Annotated in this window: 13 protein-coding genes and 3 pseudogenes; 5 read left to right on the top strand and 11 right to left on the bottom strand. The window is 56.2% G+C overall.

Features of this window, described 5'->3' with window-relative positions:
• Window positions 1–2: 2 nt before the first annotated feature.
• The gene (locus tag RHM59_RS05665; RefSeq protein WP_322286147.1) at window positions 3–260 is read left to right on the top strand and encodes a hypothetical protein; all 258 of its coding nucleotides are present in this window, start codon (window positions 3–5) and stop codon (window positions 258–260) included.
• A 337-nt stretch (window positions 261–597) separates the two neighbouring features.
• Here the strand turns inward: RHM59_RS05665 and RHM59_RS05660 are convergent, their stop codons facing one another.
• Window positions 598–3,876 carry a carboxyl transferase domain-containing protein gene (locus tag RHM59_RS05660; RefSeq protein ID WP_322286146.1) on the bottom strand — a complete coding sequence of 1,093 codons (3,279 nt, stop codon included), beginning with the start codon at window positions 3,874–3,876 and terminating at the stop codon, window positions 598–600.
• A 267-nt stretch (window positions 3,877–4,143) separates the two neighbouring features.
• Between RHM59_RS05660 and RHM59_RS05655 the strand changes: the two genes are divergently transcribed.
• Window positions 4,144–4,800, top strand: coding sequence for an ATPase (locus tag RHM59_RS05655; RefSeq protein ID WP_416195081.1), 657 nt, complete (start codon window positions 4,144–4,146; stop codon window positions 4,798–4,800).
• Window positions 4,801–4,816: 16 nt separating this feature from the next.
• Here the strand turns inward: RHM59_RS05655 and RHM59_RS05650 are convergent, their stop codons facing one another.
• Window positions 4,817–5,395: a hypothetical protein gene (locus RHM59_RS05650; RefSeq protein ID WP_322286144.1), complete on the bottom strand. Its 579-nt coding sequence runs from the start codon at window positions 5,393–5,395 to the stop codon at window positions 4,817–4,819.
• 265 nt (window positions 5,396–5,660) lie between these two features.
• On the opposite strand from RHM59_RS05650, the gene RHM59_RS05645 reads away from it, so the two are divergent.
• Complete coding sequence (locus tag RHM59_RS05645; protein ID WP_322286143.1) at window positions 5,661–7,646, top strand: acyltransferase family protein; 1,986 nt, start codon at window positions 5,661–5,663, stop codon at window positions 7,644–7,646.
• Window positions 7,647–7,679: 33 nt separating this feature from the next.
• Here the strand turns inward: RHM59_RS05645 and RHM59_RS25385 are convergent.
• Both RHM59_RS25385 and RHM59_RS25380 read right to left on the bottom strand, forming a co-directional pair.
• A pseudogene (locus RHM59_RS25385) lies at window positions 7,680–8,279 on the bottom strand (methyl-accepting chemotaxis protein); the annotation flags it as partial.
• A 303-nt stretch (window positions 8,280–8,582) separates the two neighbouring features.
• Window positions 8,583–9,305 (bottom strand): annotated as a pseudogene (locus tag RHM59_RS25380) (MCP four helix bundle domain-containing protein); the annotation flags it as partial.
• Between the two features lie 305 nt (window positions 9,306–9,610).
• On the opposite strand from RHM59_RS25380, the gene RHM59_RS05635 reads away from it, so the two are divergent.
• Together RHM59_RS05635 and RHM59_RS05630 are read left to right on the top strand one after the other, a co-directional pair.
• Complete coding sequence (locus tag RHM59_RS05635) at window positions 9,611–10,153, top strand: cytochrome b (RefSeq protein ID WP_322286141.1); 543 nt, start codon at window positions 9,611–9,613, stop codon at window positions 10,151–10,153.
• Window positions 10,154–10,210: 57 nt separating this feature from the next.
• On the top strand, window positions 10,211–10,813 hold the full coding sequence (locus RHM59_RS05630; protein ID WP_322286140.1) for a c-type cytochrome: 603 nt from the start codon (window positions 10,211–10,213) through the stop codon (window positions 10,811–10,813).
• Window positions 10,814–10,960: 147 nt separating this feature from the next.
• On the opposite strand, the gene RHM59_RS05625 is transcribed toward RHM59_RS05630, so the two are convergent.
• The 7 genes and pseudogenes from RHM59_RS05625 to RHM59_RS05595 form a co-directional block, all read right to left on the bottom strand.
• Window positions 10,961–12,328, bottom strand: coding sequence for an ATP-binding protein (locus RHM59_RS05625; RefSeq protein WP_322286139.1), 1,368 nt, complete (start codon window positions 12,326–12,328; stop codon window positions 10,961–10,963).
• Entirely contained in the window at window positions 12,325–12,987 is a 663-nt protein-coding gene (locus RHM59_RS05620) for a response regulator (RefSeq protein ID WP_322169761.1), read from the bottom strand. The genes RHM59_RS05625 and RHM59_RS05620 overlap by 4 nt, the downstream gene beginning before the upstream one ends.
• A gap of 10 nt (window positions 12,988–12,997) precedes the next feature.
• On the bottom strand, window positions 12,998–13,639 hold the full coding sequence (locus RHM59_RS05615; protein ID WP_322286138.1) for a hypothetical protein: 642 nt from the start codon (window positions 13,637–13,639) through the stop codon (window positions 12,998–13,000).
• Between the two features lie 4 nt (window positions 13,640–13,643).
• On the bottom strand, window positions 13,644–14,450 hold the full coding sequence (locus tag RHM59_RS05610) for an SDR family oxidoreductase (protein ID WP_322286137.1): 807 nt from the start codon (window positions 14,448–14,450) through the stop codon (window positions 13,644–13,646).
• Entirely contained in the window at window positions 14,437–15,126 is a 690-nt protein-coding gene (locus tag RHM59_RS05605) for an iron-containing redox enzyme family protein (protein ID WP_322286136.1), read from the bottom strand. Before RHM59_RS05605 ends, RHM59_RS05610 begins: the two co-directional genes overlap by 14 nt.
• A pseudogene (locus tag RHM59_RS05600) lies at window positions 15,123–16,603 on the bottom strand (AMP-binding protein). The gene RHM59_RS05605 and the pseudogene RHM59_RS05600 overlap by 4 nt, the downstream one beginning before the upstream one ends.
• Window positions 16,593–17,270, bottom strand: coding sequence for a thermostable hemolysin (locus RHM59_RS05595; RefSeq protein WP_322169769.1), 678 nt, complete (start codon window positions 17,268–17,270; stop codon window positions 16,593–16,595). The pseudogene RHM59_RS05600 and the gene RHM59_RS05595 overlap by 11 nt, the downstream one beginning before the upstream one ends.
• Window positions 17,271–17,433 lie beyond the last annotated feature (163 nt).

Here is a 17,433-nt window from a genome sequence, read left to right as displayed (position 1 = left end):
GCATGAACTCACTGACAACCTGGCGGGTGTATGCGGCGCTGATCGGTTTATTAGTGCTGGAACTGCTGTGTGCCCGTTCGTCACTGGCGCTGAAAAACTGGCTGGTGGCGAGTGCGGCGGTTGCTCAGTTCAGTTTGCTGCTGCTGGTGTATCTGGGGATTGGCAGGACACGGGGTTGGGTGAAGTTGTTTGGGTGCCTGTATCTGTTGTGGCTGGCGGTGATGTTCGTGTTTGTGCTGGGGGAGGCGGCGACGCGGTGAATCTGAGACACCGCATTAAGCCTCTCGCCAACACGTTGGGTCCTGCAGGGGGTTGAACTGCGCGTGAGATGCCGCCTCGTCTTCGGCACCGCGCTGAAGCCTTCCCGAATAAATTCGGTCCCACAGATAATCCGCGATCCAGGTTCGGCCGCATGGTTTCATGGGGCCTCTTTGCGCAATTTGATATTCAATTCACGGGCGATCTGTAGGCGGGCGGCCATCTGTAGCCAACGTGTTGGCAAAGGTCCTTCCGACCGCATCGCAGCCTTCGGCAGCTCCTACAGATGCAGCAGCCGGAGCGGTTCCCACAGGGCAATCCGCGATCCAACTGTGGACCTCACCAAGTGTCCACAAACCCGCGTTTTTTATCGATGGGTGCCGCTGGTTTACCCGGCACTGCGTTGACCCCGCGTGTGAGCCAGCGGCGGGTTTCTTGGGGGTCGATCACGGCATCGATTTCCAAGAAGCTGGCCATGTTGATCGCCTTGCCGTTCTGGTAGGCCTTGGCGACCATTTTGTCGAACAGTTGCTGGCGTTCTTCGAGGTTTTCCAGCGCGGCCAGTTCTTTAGCAAAGCCCAGCCGCACAGCGCCTTCGAGGCCCATGGCGCCGAATTCAGCGCTGGGCCACGCGAGGGTGAACAGGGGCGAATGAAAACTGCCGGCCGCCATGGCTTGGGCGCCGAGGCCATAACCCTTGCGCAGGACAACGGTGAAAAACGGCACCGTCAGGCTCGCGGCGGTGACGAACATGCGCGAAACGTGGCGCACCGTGGCCTGTTTTTCTGCGTCTGGGCCGACCATGAAACCGGGGGTGTCACACAGTGAAACCATCGGCAGGTCGAACGCTTCGCAAAGCTGCATGAAGCGCGCGGCCTTGTCCCCGGATTGCGCGTCGATAGCGCCCCCCAAGTGCATGGGGTTGTTGGCCAGCAACCCGAATGCTCGACCTTCGATACGGATCAACGCCGTGAGCATTCCCGGCGCGAATTGATGCCGAAGTTCAAGCACTGAGCCGCTGTCGGCCAAGGTCTCGATCAGCCCGCGAATGTCGTAGGCGCGCAGGCGGTTTTCCGGGATCAGTTGTCGCAACGCGCGTTGGTCGGCGCATGCCCATTGGCTCAACGTGCCCTGGAAATACGACAGGTAACGTTGGGCAACCTCAACCGCTTCAGCCTCGTCTTCCACCAACACGTCGATCACCCCGTTGGGCGCTTGCACGGAGGTCGGGCCGACGTCTTCAGCGCGGAAGCTGCCAAGCCCACCGCCCTCGATCATCGCCGGCCCGGCCATGCCAATGCTGGCGTTACGGGTGGCGATGATCACGTTGCAGCAGCCCAGCAGCGCGGCATTACCGGCAAAGCAACGACCGGAGACCACGCCAATCAGCGGCACCAAACCGGAGAGCTTGGCCATGCCGACGAAGGTGTGGCAATCGAGCCCGGCCACGCCAACGAAATCGGTATCTCCCGGTCGTCCGCCGCCACCTTCGGCAAACAGTATCAACGGCAATCGCCACTGTTCGGCGAGGTTGAGCATGCGGTCGGTTTTTTTGTGATTTATCACCCCTTGAGTGCCGGCGAACACCGTGTAGTCATAAGCGATGACCATGCAGCGTGCGGCTTCGTTGCCAAACTGCTGCGCGTTGACCGTGCCGATTCCGGCGATCAGGCCGTCTGCCGGGCTTTGCTGAATCAAGTCTTCAACTGAGCGACGGCGGCGTTGGGCGGCCAGCGCAAGGGTGCCGTATTCAATGAAGCTGTCGGCATCGATTAAATGGTCGAGGTTTTCGCGGGCGGTGCGCTGCCCGGTCTTGCGGCGCCGGGCCACGGCTTCGGGGCGGCGGGCGTCGCCGGTAAGGGCGTGGCGTTCGAGCGCTTCGGCCAAATCGGCGCGCAGGTGATCGAGGTCGAGGCTTTCTTCGGTGAAGGCAGCGCCGGGGTCGACATCGGCCGGCTCGATGAACAGCAGCGCGGTGCCTTCGAAGACGCTGTCGCCCGGCGCGATGACCAGGGTATGGACAATGCCGCTGTGGCTGGCCTTGACCACGAACTCCATTTTCATGGCTTCGAGAACGGCGATGGGTTCGCCGACGGCAATGGCATCGCCCACCGCCACTTCAAAACAGACCAATATGCCTTGGCTCGGCGCACTCAACGACAGGCAACCGGCGGGCGCCGTCATTTGCGTGTGCAGTGGGGCGTCGGGCAGGGCACGACTGCTGAAGAACAGCGTGCGATGCTCTGAGGCCGAGGTGTTCAGCAGTTCACCGATGTGCCGCTCGATAAAGCGCGTATCAAGGCGATTACTCGCCAGTTCGGGTCGACGCAGCAGGTTTTGCAGAAAACCGATATTGCTGGCCACGCCTTCCAGACGGAACTCACACACGGCTCGGTAGGCGCGACGCAGGGCAACGGTATAGTCATCGCCGTGGACGATCAGTTTGGCCAGCAATGAGTCGTAACCGGGGTTGCTCGTATAACCGCCATAGCCGTAGCCATCGACCCGAATGCCTTGGCCGGTGGGCGGTTCGTACACCCTGATAACCCCACCGCTGGCGCGAACGCTGCCATCTGCTTGCATGCTTTCCAGGTTGATCCGCAGCTGGATGGCGACGCCGCGCGGTGTGACCGGCTCGGTTAAACCCAGCTCAAGCAGCGTGGCGCCCATGGCTATTTGCAGTTGCGTTTGCACCAGGTCGACACCGGTAATGGCTTCGGTGATGGTGTGCTCGACCTGAATACGTGGGTTGGCTTCCATGAATACAAACTCGCCGGTGGCGTCGTCCACCAGAAATTCGAACGTACCGACTCCGCGATAGTGCGTGGCACTGGCCAAGGTCAAGGCTGCGTCGAGAATACGTTGACGCAGCAGAGGATCAAGGCCGGGGCTCGGGGCAATCTCGATGACCTTTTGCTGGCGCCGCTGAAGCGAGCAATCGCGCTCCCACAGGTGAACCACGCGCTCACCATCGCCCAGTACCTGAACTTCAATATGCCGGGCGTTTTCGATCAGGCGTTCGACGTACAGCGCATCGCTGCCGAAGGCCGAGCGCGCTTCGGATTGGCAGCGCTCGAAGGCTTGGGCCAATTCGCCGGGCTGATGCACCACGCGCATGCCCCTACCTCCACCGCCGACCAAGGCTTTAAGCATGATCGGGCCGTGGGCGAGAAACGCTTCAGCTTCTTTCAGTGTGGTGGCGCGGTTACTGCCTTGGGCCAGCGGCACGCCGCAGCGTTGGGCCAGGGCGCGGGCTTGGGTTTTGTCGCCGAACAGTTCCAGGGTGTCGGGCGTGGGCCCGACAAAGCAGATGCCCGCCTCAAGGCACAGGCGGGCGAACGCAGGGTTTTCACTAAGGAACCCATAGCCGGGGTGCAGCGCGTCGCAGCCATTGGCCAGCGCAAGGTCGATCAATTGCTGTTGATCCAAATAGGCTGCTGCACCACGGCCGTTGAGCGCAACGGCGACATCGGCTTTTTGGCAGTGCAGCGACGTTGCGTCATCTTCAGCGTATACCGCGACGCTGCGGATACCCATCTCGGCAGCCGCGCGGGCAATACGAATGGCGATCTCGCCGCGATTGGCGATCAACAGGCAACGCATGGCGTCTGGGTTCATGCAGCTCTTCTTGTTTTTGACGGGCAGGAGCAGGGATCTTAGGCGGGTGATCGCGAAAGACAAACGCGGATGAGCACACAATCCAGCGCATGAATAGGCGGTGATGGGTTGTGTTGAATCGTCGGCGCCAGTGTGGATATTTACAGTGTGCGTACGCGCCGCATTGCAAACCTGACCACTATCTGTTTAGTCGATACTGACCATCACTATTTGAGACGGGGGCTTTTCCGAAAGAAGGTTCAGGATGGCGTTCTGCCAACCGAGGCCTTGGAGACGTACATGAAGATTCGAATTGCAGCGTTGCTTGCCCTTATGGTCGTGTTGGCCGGTTGTGCTACCGGTGCTGCTCAGTCCTCCGACAATAAGGACGGCGTGTTCAGAGCGGCGACCCAAGCTTCGGGCGTTGCGTTGAAACACACCCAATCGGTTGGCGTTGTCTTCAGTGAAAACACTGTGACTAATCTGGCTTACCTTAAGCGTTACCATGCGGTCGCCCAAAACAGTCAACAACTCGATGAAGAAATACAACGAGCGTTTGTCTCAAGTTCTGACCCCGCGTTGGCCATCGACTGGTTGACGACCTCGCTGCAGGCCCAGTTCGCGTCGGTTAATTTCTACGACAACCTGGATGCGCTGATGGCCGCCAGGCCTGATGTCATCGTGTTACTCGACACCAGCAACGTGCTCGTGACACCCCGCAGCCCCGACGTACAGGCCAGTATCGTTGCCGAGTTCTTTGATGCTCAACTGAACTACATCGGTAAAGCCGAAGGCCACGCCGGCAAAGACCTCTCGCCCGTGTGGGCGCTTAGAAAGTCTGCACCTGAAGTGGCGGCCGAGATCAATGGGCAACGCGTCGTACAGGTCGACGCGCTAGAACAATTCGACGCTTCGCTTTACACCTTGCTTAACGCCAAATCGTAAGTGGGTTGGCCAAAGCTCAGCGAGCTTTCAAGCCTTCGATGATTCGTTTGATCAGCGCGCTATGTCCGGCCTGATCATCGGCCCGCGAGACCACTTGAACCACTGACATATGGTTGCCCGAACCGGACAGGAAGGTGGTGTTCAGGGTGTTGCCGCCGCCCATGGTGGCCGTGCTGTCAATCTCGCGGATGCCCAGCCCTTTGATGGTCATTCTGTTTTCGCTGGTTTGCTTGAAGCCAGGCAGGGCTTCACTCTGCTGACGCACGAAGCCAGCCACCGAGTTGTCGAGAAATACATCGTCGTTATCGCTCGCCTTCAGGCCATTCGGGAGGGCGTTTTCAGCCGCGATTATCACGCGCTTTTCGTCCTTGTTGACGTACATCGTCCCCGTCGCCCCGGCTGTTCCGTTTTTCGCATCGCCAGGCGGCAACGGGCGGGCGATGTAGCCGGTAGGCAAGCTAAAGGCGAATTTGCCCCCCAGCGTCGACAGTTTGGTGGCCGCAGCCGCAGGGGTCGCGGCGTAGCTGCTGATGCCGGCCAACAGTGCCGTGAGGCTCAGCGCCATGACAACGGTGTTCTTGCTGAAAAACGACATTCGAATTTTCCTCATTAAATAACCAACAACGCAGCATGGACAAGTGTATCCATTTGGCATGATCTCGATCGAGTTCATTGCGTTTGAATGGACAAAATGCCGTGTGCGAATAAGCGATCACGTTTATTAACCGCAGTCATCGAACTGACGCCAGCCCTCAATGCTAGCGGGGTTGGACAATAGCAATATTCAATTTCTCTTGCGCAGCGCAGCCGCTTTAACTCACCGATAACTATGACAACAGGGAGTTAAATGGATGCCATTGATGCGCGACGACGACGGGGCAAAAACCACCACGCCAACCCGGATCAGCGGCTACCGACCGGATATTGATGGTCTTCGTGCTATTGCAGTGGTGCTTGTCGCGCTGTATCACGCCAAGTTCCCGGTGTGGGGCGGGTTCGTTGGGGTGGATGTGTTTTACGTTATTTCCGGCTACTTGATCACCTCAATCATTCACCCGAAAATTAGCGCTGGCACCTTTAAATTTCGTTCCTTTTACGAACGACGAATCAAGCGGCTATTGCCCGCTTATTTATTTCTGTTGTTTTGGTTATTTTTATATTGCAGTCACTTTCTGTTTGCCGATGAGCTGATTTCGTTTGCGAAAAGCGCCATTTATTCGTTGATCGGACTCAGCAATGTGTATTTTCTGTTTGGCACCGGTTATTTCGGCTCGGCCGGTTATGAACCGTTGCTGCACACGTGGTCGATTTCGGTGGAAGAACAGTTCTATGTGTTCTGGCCGATCATCCTTATTGTCTTGTTCAAACTCAGGCGCCGGGTTTCGCCGACGTGGATTATTGCGGGAATTTTCCTGCTGTCGTTGGGGCTGTCAGAGGTGTTCTCGCACCATCATCGAAATGCGGCCTATTTGTTACTGCCGTTTCGGTTCTTTGAGTTGTTGATCGGCAGCTACCTGGCTATCGCTTCCGATAAAATTGCCAAGTACATCCATTACCCGACGCTGTACTCGGTGGTCGGGTTGGGATTGATCATCGCCAGCGCGTTCATGCTGAACGAGGGTTCGGGCTTTCCGGGAATTGATGCGTTGCCGGTGTGTTTGGGCGCGGCGTTGATCATTGCTTGCGCAATGGGGCCCCAGCCGGGAATCGTCAATCGATGGCTAAGCCTGGCGCCTGTGACCTATGTCGGCAAGATTTCTTACTCGTTGTACTTGTGGCATTGGCCCGTATTAATCCTCGCCGAATACCGTGGCATTGCGCTGACGCCATTGAATTCGACGCTGCTTCTGGCGGGCGCTTTTGCGGCGTCCTGTGTGAGTTATCACTGGGTCGAAAAACCGTTCAGGGCCATTAAGTCGGGGCAGTTTCAGAAAGTGTTCTTATCACTTTATCTAGTGCCATCGGCGGCCATTGTCGTGGTCGCATTGCTCATGGTTAGGTTTGACGGTTTCCGTTCAGAGGCTGACATGGCGGTGGCGGAACTCCAGGAACAGAACACATCCCACGTCATGCGCAGCAACTGCATGGAGGCCGCGAAAATTGGCAATATTGAGGAATGCCATTTGGGCGCCAATAAAAAGTCCATTGATGGGGTGTTGATCGGCGACTCATTTGCCAACGCCTATGCGCCCTTCATTAACGCCCTGGCTGCCGATGCGGGCTTGATGATTCACGACACGACGATGAGTTCGATGCCCTCTATCCCTGGGGTATTTGTCATGGACATTCAAAGCCAACTGTCTCCGGAAGCGGCGGCGGCGATCCTCAAATACTCCACGGACAGGTTCGAGTTCGCCAAGAAACAACGGATTGCCATTCTGTCGAACTTTTGGAACGCCTATGACCATCAAAACCCGCGTTACAGCATCCACAACGCCCAGCTTGAAGACCTGACCGAAAAAATGGATCAGTACTATTTCAATGCGGTGGGTGAATTGCTGGCGGCCGGGGTGAAAGTGGTGATCGTTGCCCAGCCGTTTGCCGAAGTCGGGCGGGTTAAAGTCAATGAGCTGCGGCTGATGAAGCTTCATCATCTGGACCTGCAAGCCATCAGATTCAAGCCTGCCGAAAGCCATTCACAACGCATCGAATACAAGATCAAAGCCAAGTACCCCGCTGTGGTGCTGATCGACCCTAACGACGAACTCTGCGCCCCTGAGTGCAGCCCGATGGTCAGCGGAAATATCATTTTCACCACCGACGGCACGCACCTTAACTCCATCGCCGCTGCTGCGTTGGGTGGTCAGTACATCAAGGACTTGGGCAATCCGCTGAAAAACCTGTGAAGAGGGTGCTAAACCCTCATTCACCGAGCCTTATCAGACTCTGAAGCGCTGGACCATTTGGTGGAGCCCCACCGCGAGGCGCGACAGCTCGTTACTGGCATGGAGGGTCTGGCGGGTGCCGTGATCACTCTGGATGGCCAGGTCGCGGATACTGGTTAAGTTGCGGTCCACCTCGCGGGCGACGCTGGCTTGCTCTTCGGACGCCGTGGCGATTTGCGAATTACGGTCATCGATTTGGCGCACTGAGTGGGTGATGGATTCCAGTGAGCGCCCGGCTTCGTCAGCAGCCTGTTTGGTCTCATGGGCCAAGTCCGCGCTGAGTTGCATGGCGGTGACCGCAGAAACACTTTGCTGCTGAATGGCAGAAATCATTTCTTCGATTTCCTGGGTTGAGGTGTGCGTGCGGTGCGCCAGTGCACGGACCTCATCGGCGACCACGGCAAAGCCTCGTCCTTGTTCGCCTGCACGTGCTGCTTCGATCGCGGCGTTTAGCGCCAGCAGGTTGGTTTGTTGGGCTATCGCACGAATTACACTCAGCACTTTGCTGATGTCTTGCGCCTGACCGGCCAGGCCTTGGATCTGTTGCGAGGTGACTTCAACTTGAGCCGTCAGGGTGTTGATAGCCTTTAACGTATCACCAACGCGCAGGTTTCCTGTCCTGGCGGACTCGGTGGACTCACGTGCAGCCTCAGAAGTGGACGTTGCGTTTTGTGCCACTTCTTCCACCGCGGCACTCATCTCGTTAACGGCGGTGGCGGCTTGCTCAATCTCGCTGTTTTGCTGGCGCAAGGTTTTGCTGGCGGCTTCGGTAATGGTCGTCATTTCAACCGCCGCGTCACTCAATTGAGTAGAAGACTTGGCGATTTCCTGGATAGTGTCCCGCAGACTTGTTTGCATCTGGGCCAAGGCTGCGGTTAAACGAGAAGCTTCATCGGTGCCGCTAATAGTAATTGGCTGCGTCAGGTCGCCTTCGGCAATGCCTTGTGCCAACTGCAACGACTCGTTAATAGGCGTGACGATACTTCGGGTTAACAGCAAGGCCAGAACAATGGTCATGATCACCGAGACGCTAACGACAATGCCGACAACTAATACGCTGTTTGAATAGGCCGCTTTAGCGGAAACACCTGATTGAGTGGCTCCTCGTGCATTAAGTTCACGAAGTTCAGATAACTTGGTCTGTATCGCTAATGCTCGCTGACGCAGTTCACCGTTAGCAAAAGCAACGGCTTGCTCAGTGTCGTTAGCACTGACTTCCTCCAATTGAGTGGTGCCTTCGATGTAGCGTGTCATCAGCGCAGCGGTGTCATTGAACAGTGTGCGTTCTGCGTCGCTTGAGATCAGGTTCGCGCGATAGTAATCAAGGCGCTCCGCCAGCGCTGAGCGGGCCTTGGTGATCTGTTGAGTTGTGCTGGCGCGCTCCTCGCCGTTGCGCGAACTCAGCAGGCGGGTGGCGGATAACCGCAGTTCCAGAAGGGCTACCTGAATGTCGTCACTGGTTCTGATGCTCGGTAACCAATTTGTTTCGATGGCTTGTTCTGCGTCTCTAAGGTTTCCCATTTGAAGGTACGAAAACACGCCTAGACCGACAACGAGTAGCGTAATCAGGGCAAAGCAGAGGCTGGCTCGAGGAGCGATGTTGAGAGACCTTAGATTCATAACGTTGATCCATAATTCACAGGCCTCATCGATCCACTTGGCAAGTGGTCTCTGGCCTATTACTAATGCTCTATAAACTAAAGGGTGTGGTATGCCTACTGGATAATCTTTATCTTGGGTGCTCGACAGGTTTCAGACAGCTAAACGCCTGTTTGATCAATAACTGTCCGGGCCGTCAACAATGTCGAATCATTAAAGCGACGCTTATTGCTGCTTGGTAAAAATCCAATTTACTGTCTTAAGGTGCGCTTAAGGTTCGGCTGCGAATTTAGCGTCGATTCCGATCCGCACTTTGAGGCAAGAGTATGAATAACAACGCTCGGTATCATGACCTGACCATCGCAATGCACTGGGCGACGGCCATAGCCATCTTTGTCGCCGTAGGTTCTGTACTGCTGCGAGAGGTGGTGGAAGACGATAATTGGCAAAGCTTGTTGATTGGCCTGCATCGCTCCATGGGTGTATCGATTTTGTTTTTGGCGGTTGTTCGACTGCTGACCCGCTTGGTCACCAATTCCAGCGGAGTTAACGCTGGCTTGTCCAAATCCGTTCGCCTTGTCGCCAAGGCGGGTCACAGCGCCCTGTATTTTTTTCTGCTGGCCGTGCCATTTGCCGGCTGGCTCCTAACCAGCGCCCAAGGGGAACCCCTCACCCTTTTCGGGGTGTACGACCTGCCGGCGCTGGTCTCTAAAAACCGCGATCTGGCGGACCAGTTAGGCGACCTTCACGAAACCGGTGGCTGGGTCTTTATCGCCTTAATCGGGCTGCACATTAGCGCTGCACTCTGGCACCACTTCTGGCGTAAAGATCAGGTGCTGCGCTCTATGCTTCTTGATTCGCCGCAATGAATCGCTCCAGGGGCGAACACGTTCGATCGTTAGAACTTCAGTGCTGGTCTGCTTGGCTTGAGCGCGGATATTCACCCCGGCACAACCTCGGGTACTACTAACAATTATCGCGACGTACGGCTGGACGCCACCTATCAGTACCTAGGTACTGGTCGGCATGTGTTTACCCTCAACAGTAGCTTGATTCGTGAAACCCAGAATCTAGGCGCTTCACTGGCGGCGGGTCTGGACTGCCCTTTAATGACTGCGAGAGGGATGAACATGCTCAAGTCCAAAACGACGACCCTAAGGTATATTTGGATGATTACGTGTCTGGCCGCAACGGGATTGACGCCTGTTGCACGCGCCGCCGACGCGACCGCGGGGGCTAAATCCTACGACGCCCATTGTGCGCGATGCCACAGCCTCGCCAATCCGTTGAAAAACAAGAAAGGTCCTGGGCTTTTCGGCGTCAGCGGGCGGGCTGCGGGTAGCGCTCCTGGCTACCGAAAGTATTCCGAGGCCATGAAGACCGCAAACCTTACATGGACACCGGACAAGCTCGACGCTTACGTGACCAACTCCAGAGCAATGTTGCCGGGCACAACTATGAAGTTTAAGGGCATAAGTGAACCTAAAGAGCGTGCCGATCTGGTGGAGTTCCTCTCGAAGCAAAAGTGATTGGCCGGCGCGCATCGTTGAAAAACCGGCTCTGATATTAAAGAGGGCCGTTGCCGTTTCGGCGGGTTACGCGGAAACGGTAACGACCCTAATCGGAGTGATGGCGTTCAGCGAGCGGCTGGAGCACCGTGGCTAGGGCTTTGAAAATTAACCAAGCGGTATTTTCAAGCTTGCACGAAGCCCACCGGACGCCAAATTGTCGAGGCTTATTTCACCGCCGACCAGCAGAGCAACCTTTTTTACGATAGCCAGCCCAAGCCCGACCCCCTGATCATTGCCCCGACTGTAGAAGGGCTCAAACAGTCGTTCGCGCTCCATCTCGTCGATACCGGGGCCTTGATCGTCGACCGTCAGCCAGTAGTGATTTTTTGAGAAAAATAAGCCCACGGTGACTTGTCCGCCGGCAGGGGAGAAGTTGACGGCATTGGTGATGAGGTTGTGGAGGGCGATGTCGATGGCCGCAAAATCGACGCTTACCTCGTGGGTCTGATCGATGCATTCGTAGGACAATTCCAGTCCTTTGTTCAGTACCCAAGGTGTCAGTTGCACAAGGCTTTCGCGCACAGCGTTGACCACGTCCACAGGCTTTTTGCTGACGGATAATGGGCTTGGTTCCAAGCGGGCGATGGTCAGCAGTTGATTAATCAATCGGGTAGTGCGATCGACACCAATGATCAGGTAGCTCAACGATTCGCGCCGCTGTTCTTCGTTACGTGCCTCCAGCACGTTTTGCGCATGAACCCTGAGAATGGCCAATGGTGTGCGCATCTCATGGGCTGCGTCAGCAATTAATCGTCGTTCGCGACTGAGTAAGTCCTGGATTTGCCCCAGTAACCTATTCAACGCGGCCTGCATCGGCTCGAGTTCGCTCGGCAGTGGCGATAGACGCAAAGGCTCCAACGAGCCAGAGTGACGCTCCCTGAGGGTACTTGCAAAGTTGGCCAGCGGTTTGAGTCCCCAGCCGATGGCCAGCCAAATAGATATGATCAGCAGCAGGCTGCCGATCATATTGGGTAAGACCGTGTGACGAACGATACGGTTGACGATGTCCGAACGTACATCATCACGCTCGCCCACCCAAATTCGCAGCCCGTGCTCTGCATCAATAAGCACAAAACAGCGCCAATTCTGTTTGTTCATGTCAATCAAATCGCTGAAGCCGGTTCCTTGCGCAGGGTTGATAAAGGCCGGTGCGCTGGCGGTATGCACCACCGATTTGCCGTCTTTGTCCCACACTTGAAAGGCAATCTTGCTTTCGTAAGGATGCCCGTCGACTCGTGGCTCCGCTTGGGCCAGCGCATGATTGAAGGCCTGATAAAGTTTTTCGTGTTCAATATGCTCCAAGGGCATGCGCATAACGCCCTCCAGCAGACGCGCATTTTGCGCCAGTTCGGCATCGTATACTTCGGCAATCTCGTGGTTGCTGTCATGCACATTGAAGACGGTCAGGATGAGTAGGCCCACCAGCAGCAGGCCGATGATCAGGGTCAGGGTGCGGTGACGGATCGAATTCAAGAGCGCTCTTCCACCAGATAGCCCACCCCTCTAATCGTACGGATCAGGTCGCTTGAGAATTTTTTGCGCAGATGGTGGATGTGCACTTCAAGCGTGTTGCTCTCGGCTTCCTCGCTCCAGCCGTACAACAATTGCATTAAGCGATCTCGCGTCATCACGCGACCAGGCGGCGAGAGCAGTTCGTACAGCAACTGATATTCCTTGGGCGTCAGGGCGACCGCCTCGTTGTTGTAGCTCACCAGCTGCGTGCTCGGGTTTAGGCTGATGCCTGCGTGCTCAATCAGCACCTTGGCGCGGCCAGCGCTGCGGCGCAACAACGCGCGTAGCCTAGCCTTCAGTTCAGAGACATCAAAAGGTTTTACTAAGTAGTCATCAGCACCAATGTCCAATCCGGCAATCCGATCCTCGGTGGCGTCGTGTGCGGTGAGGATCAGCACTGGCAGGTTCGAGCCGCTATGGCGCAGGCGACGCAACACCTCCAGGCCATCAAGCTTCGGCAGGCCAAGGTCGAGAATCGCCAGATCAAAGGTTTCACTGAGCAACGCGTGCAGTGCACTGCTTCCATCCTTTAGCCAGTCGACGGTATAGCCCTCTCGACTGAGGGCTTGATGAATGCCTTCTCCGAGTGCAACGTCGTCTTCGATGAGCAGCAAACGCATGGTGTCTCCGTTATTTAAGCTTCTTGTTCACATCGGCTAGCAATAGCTGAATTTCTTTTTTGCGGCCCGCATCCGCCTGTTCACGACCTGGGCGGCGCGGCGCCTGTAACGCTTTGTTCAACGCGTCTCGGGCTTGAGCATAATGCCCTTGACGGAACAGGTGGTCACCCCAGAAGTAAAGCGTGTCGATACCCCCGGGATTGAGCAACAACCCTTGTTCTAGAAGCTGTTGTGCCTTGTCCGAGTCACCAAAGCCTATTGGCCAGCCAGGTACGCGATCATACAGTGCCGCGAGGCTGGTATAAGCGGACCCCTGTAAAGCGTTGGGGTCTAGACTCAACGCTTTTTCCAGGTCGGTTTTCGCTTGCTTGGCTTTGCTCAACGCACCGAGTCCGCCTTGAGCGCCGGCCCAACTGCTGGTGACAATACCGGACCAGATCCACGCTTCAGCTGTATTCGGACGATCCTCAACGAAGGCCAAAGCCTGCGTTGACAGTGCTTCAAAAGCAGCGACACGTTGCTCTTGCGGCAACTCGTATTGAATACGCGCCCAATCCTGCTGGATGGCGACGAGACGTTGTTGGTCAGTAGCGTCCATCGCCCAAAGGGGCAGACTAAACATGCCTAAAAGAGCAAGTGCGATTCTTTTCATGGTGTTATTTCTCTTTTGACGGTACGTCGCTCAGGCGACGAATTAAAGGCAGGTGCTTACGCAGTGCTCGGTCGACCAAGGTTGGCAAAATGCTGTTGATCCCAACAAAAAATCGCTCCGGCCAGCCTAGATAGAGCTCTCGCTGGTCACCGGCGATCGCGTGAAGAACGGCCTTAGCTACGTGATGGGGGTCATCAACGTTGGATTTCAACGCATCATTCAACGCTTGGGCGGCGGTGCTATTCATAGCGGTTCGGGTAGCCCTTGGCGCCACATACAGAACGCCGATGCGGGTATCCGCCAGCTCACGGCGAAGCGCTTCAGAAAACCCGCGTAACGCAAATTTGCTGGCGCAATAAGTTGCGTACCCTGCATAGCCGATGGAGCCATAGGTCGAGCCGACATTCACGATCATGGCTTTTTTTGCTTGCTTTAGAACGGGCAGCATCAAGCGGGTCAATAGGATCGGCACATGCAGGTTGATCGTCAGCATCGAATCGATTTCGCTGGCCGGCAACTGTTCCAGCATCGCGAACTGGTTGGTGCCAGCTGCATTGATTAGCATATTGATGCCGTGTGGGGCTCGCGCTTGCGCGTACATCAGAACGTGCCTACGGCCATCTTCAGTTGATAAGTCCGCTTGCACCCAATGCAGCAGATGGGGATATAGCACCAACAACGGCAGCAGCGGCTCCCTATGCCGAGAGACTGCCAAGACCTCGGCACCCCCTCTGCACAGTGCTTCTGCGATGGCCAAACCAATACCACCACTGGCACCCGTGAGTACTACCCTTGTTTCAGCGAGCCGCATGAACTGAGTCCATAAGAGGGTGAGCCTGAGCGCCGGGCAGCTCGCGAAACATTTGCGTGTATAAGCGATAAACGACTTTGGACGCGTGAATCACCGCCGCTTGATCGTTTGGGTCGTCTACCCGGTCCATCAGCTTTCGGTAGGTTTCCATATGGCCAATGTCGAGGCTGCCGTGCGAACTTAAATAGCTAAATGCTGTAGGTGGAAGCTCAAGTCGTTGGCGAATGCTGTCTGCGGCGTGAGTCGCCAGTGCGATGCTGGTGCCCTCAAGGACGTTGACCATGCCAAACAGACCCACCGGGTTTGCGCGTGCGGTCAGGTCATAAAGGAACGCGACCATCAGTTCTATAGGCATTCCGGGTTGCCCATCACGCACTGCATCTGCATCAGCACCACACGCGCTCAAATCATTGAGTATCCATTGCTCATGGCCGTACTCTTCTTCGATGTACTCGCATACTGCAGCGCGCAGCCATTCCAGATGCGCGGGCAAGCGCGCACCGCAAGCCATCATCAGTGGCACGGTATGACGCACGTGGTAATAGGCTTGTGACAGGAACGCCCGGTAACTTTCCAGGCTGACTTGGCCGTGTAATGCGTGATGAATGATCGGCAGATTGAACAGGGTTTCACGTTCTTCGCGGGTGGCGTCTTGCAATGTCTGAAAAAAACTCATGATGAAAGCCCTTCGACTGGGTTCGATGAAATGAAGTGATGACCGTACTGATTCAGGATTGCGTCCCGGCGCGGTCGACCATTGGCTGTGGATAGGCCGTTGGTGGTGCTGAACGGTTGTTCGAGTCTTGTCCAACTATGAACTCTGGCGTAGTCGGGCAACGTCAGATTGGCCTGGGCGACGGCGTCGCCGAGCTCAAGATCAGTGATTTCTGCGCGGTATGGCCAGAGCAGCGCGTGGTTGTGAGCCATGGCCTCGCCGTAGACGAAAGCCTGCGCGATTTGCCCACCCTGGGTGAGTTCCGCTTCTACCCATTCAGGATTGACGTTGCGACCAAAACTGGTGACAAATTGATTTTTTTGCGACCCTTTAAGTAGAGATAACCTTGGGCGTCGAACTCACCGAGATCACCTGTCGGCCACCAAGACGGTATAGGTTGCGTATCGCCTAGATAACCGAGCATGGGCACGCTACCAATGAGTACCTCACCATCCTCAGCCAATCGCACCTGAACATGGGGAAGCGGTTTGCCCACGCTGCCCACCCGGTGCGCGGCTGGACGATTGAGGGCCACCACTGACGCACATTCCGACAGGCCATACCCTTCGTAAATCGGGATGTCCGCCGCTTGGGCGCGCAGCAGTAATTCAAGGCTGACGCGGGCACCGCCCACAGCGACGAAGCGAAGCATCGTGGAGTCGAGGGCGCCCATCTCGCAGGCCGTCACCATCAGCAACAGCAGTTGCGGTACCAGAATCATACTGTCTGGACGTCGCTGGTTCAGATACGTCAGTAAGCGCGGGGTGTCGACACCGCTGGCACCTTGAATACCCAGCGTTTGCTGACTCGCAAGGCTGATGCTGGCGCCGGCATACAACGCCGCGTAGCACCCGATATTTTCCAGCAGGATCGCCAATGGCAACAGTGTCACGTGATGCACGGGCCGAACCGGCTGGCTGGCCTCGTACAGCTCCCGAGCAACGGTCAAGAGGTTGTCAGCACTGAGGCAAACGCCTTTAGGGGCACCGGTGGTTCCTGAGGTAAAGGTTAACTTGGCAGTTTTCGGCGGCATGTTTCTAGAACTGGAAAACGTGCGCCGCCAGAACTGCCTGGATACTTCGTATTGCGCCGCTTCAAGTTCCGCGTCATAGGCACGCTCCGCTATGACTAGGTCGGCATGGCTTTGCTCCAGGCAGTGCAGTCGCTGACTGGCGCTAAAAAAAGTGGGCAATGCTATGCAGGTCAAGCCTTCGAACAGGATTGCCAAGTCCCAGATCAAAGCGTTGGGGCCGTTGTCCAGAATGAGCGCCACTACACCCGCGTCGGCGTCGCGAAGCAGCTGTCGACGTAACTCGATTTCGGCCAGAAGCGCCGAATAATCCAACTTTAGGTCATCGCCCCATAAGGCGGTTTTTTGTGGTTGTTCATTGGCAAAACTCGACAGCCGCAGCCAAAAGGCTTCACGTTCAAGCGACATAGCAGCGTTGCTCCAGAGTCAGCGGAAGACCGAAGCGTTCGAAAATGCCCATGCTGCTGAGGTGCAGGAAGCCGGACCGAATGTCGCCCACATGAACGCAAGGCTGAGTTTCGTAGTAACTGCCCCACGCGTAACGTTCATCCCCAAGGCGCAATGGATCTGCCTCACATAAGGTGACTGGACGCAACCCAAGGCGATTGAAACTGTTCACAAGGCCAGTGTTGCCGGTGAAAGAGACCCACTCCAGTCCGCCCATCGCCAGCAACCAAGTGATGGTAATAATGCTTAGTCGCGCGCTGCCCAGGCTACTGGCAGCGAGATTGCCGACTTCGACGATGCTTTGCCGATCAATAGGGCGTCCCGCAGCGACGTGAACTTGATGTTCGATGGGCTCATCAAGATAGTTCTCTAGAAATAGCTTTCCTGAAACAGCTAAGCGGACACCGGTGACAGCGCAAAGCGTGCCAGTACTGTCGATCAGGCCGAACAGCTCCGGCATGAAGTGCTGGACATCGGCGTTGTGAGCCTTGCGAAAGCGCTCCTGAATAAATAGTTCGAAGTCATCGCGCAAAGGTTCTTGCGGCAGTGCACGGATAAGTGTCAGAGCGGGTGCCCTGGCGCCGCCGAAATTCAGCGGCAAACAGATATTCCAGTTGAGATCAGACATTGGTAAGGTTCCCCCCTACAGCCAGCGAGAGGGGGAGTATCGATGCGGTTTCTTAACGGAGTCTGAAGGTGGAAAAAACGATCTGGCCGGTCTTCAGGCGGCCTTAAGATTGCCTTCAGATTGCCTTAAGACTGGGCGGTTAAACTGTATTTACATTTTACTT

The sequence above is a fragment of the Pseudomonas sp. MH10 genome (assembly GCF_034353045.1).
Classification (GTDB): Bacteria; Pseudomonadota; Gammaproteobacteria; order Pseudomonadales; family Pseudomonadaceae; genus Aquipseudomonas.
This window is presented reverse-complemented; position numbering and strand designations above follow the sequence as displayed.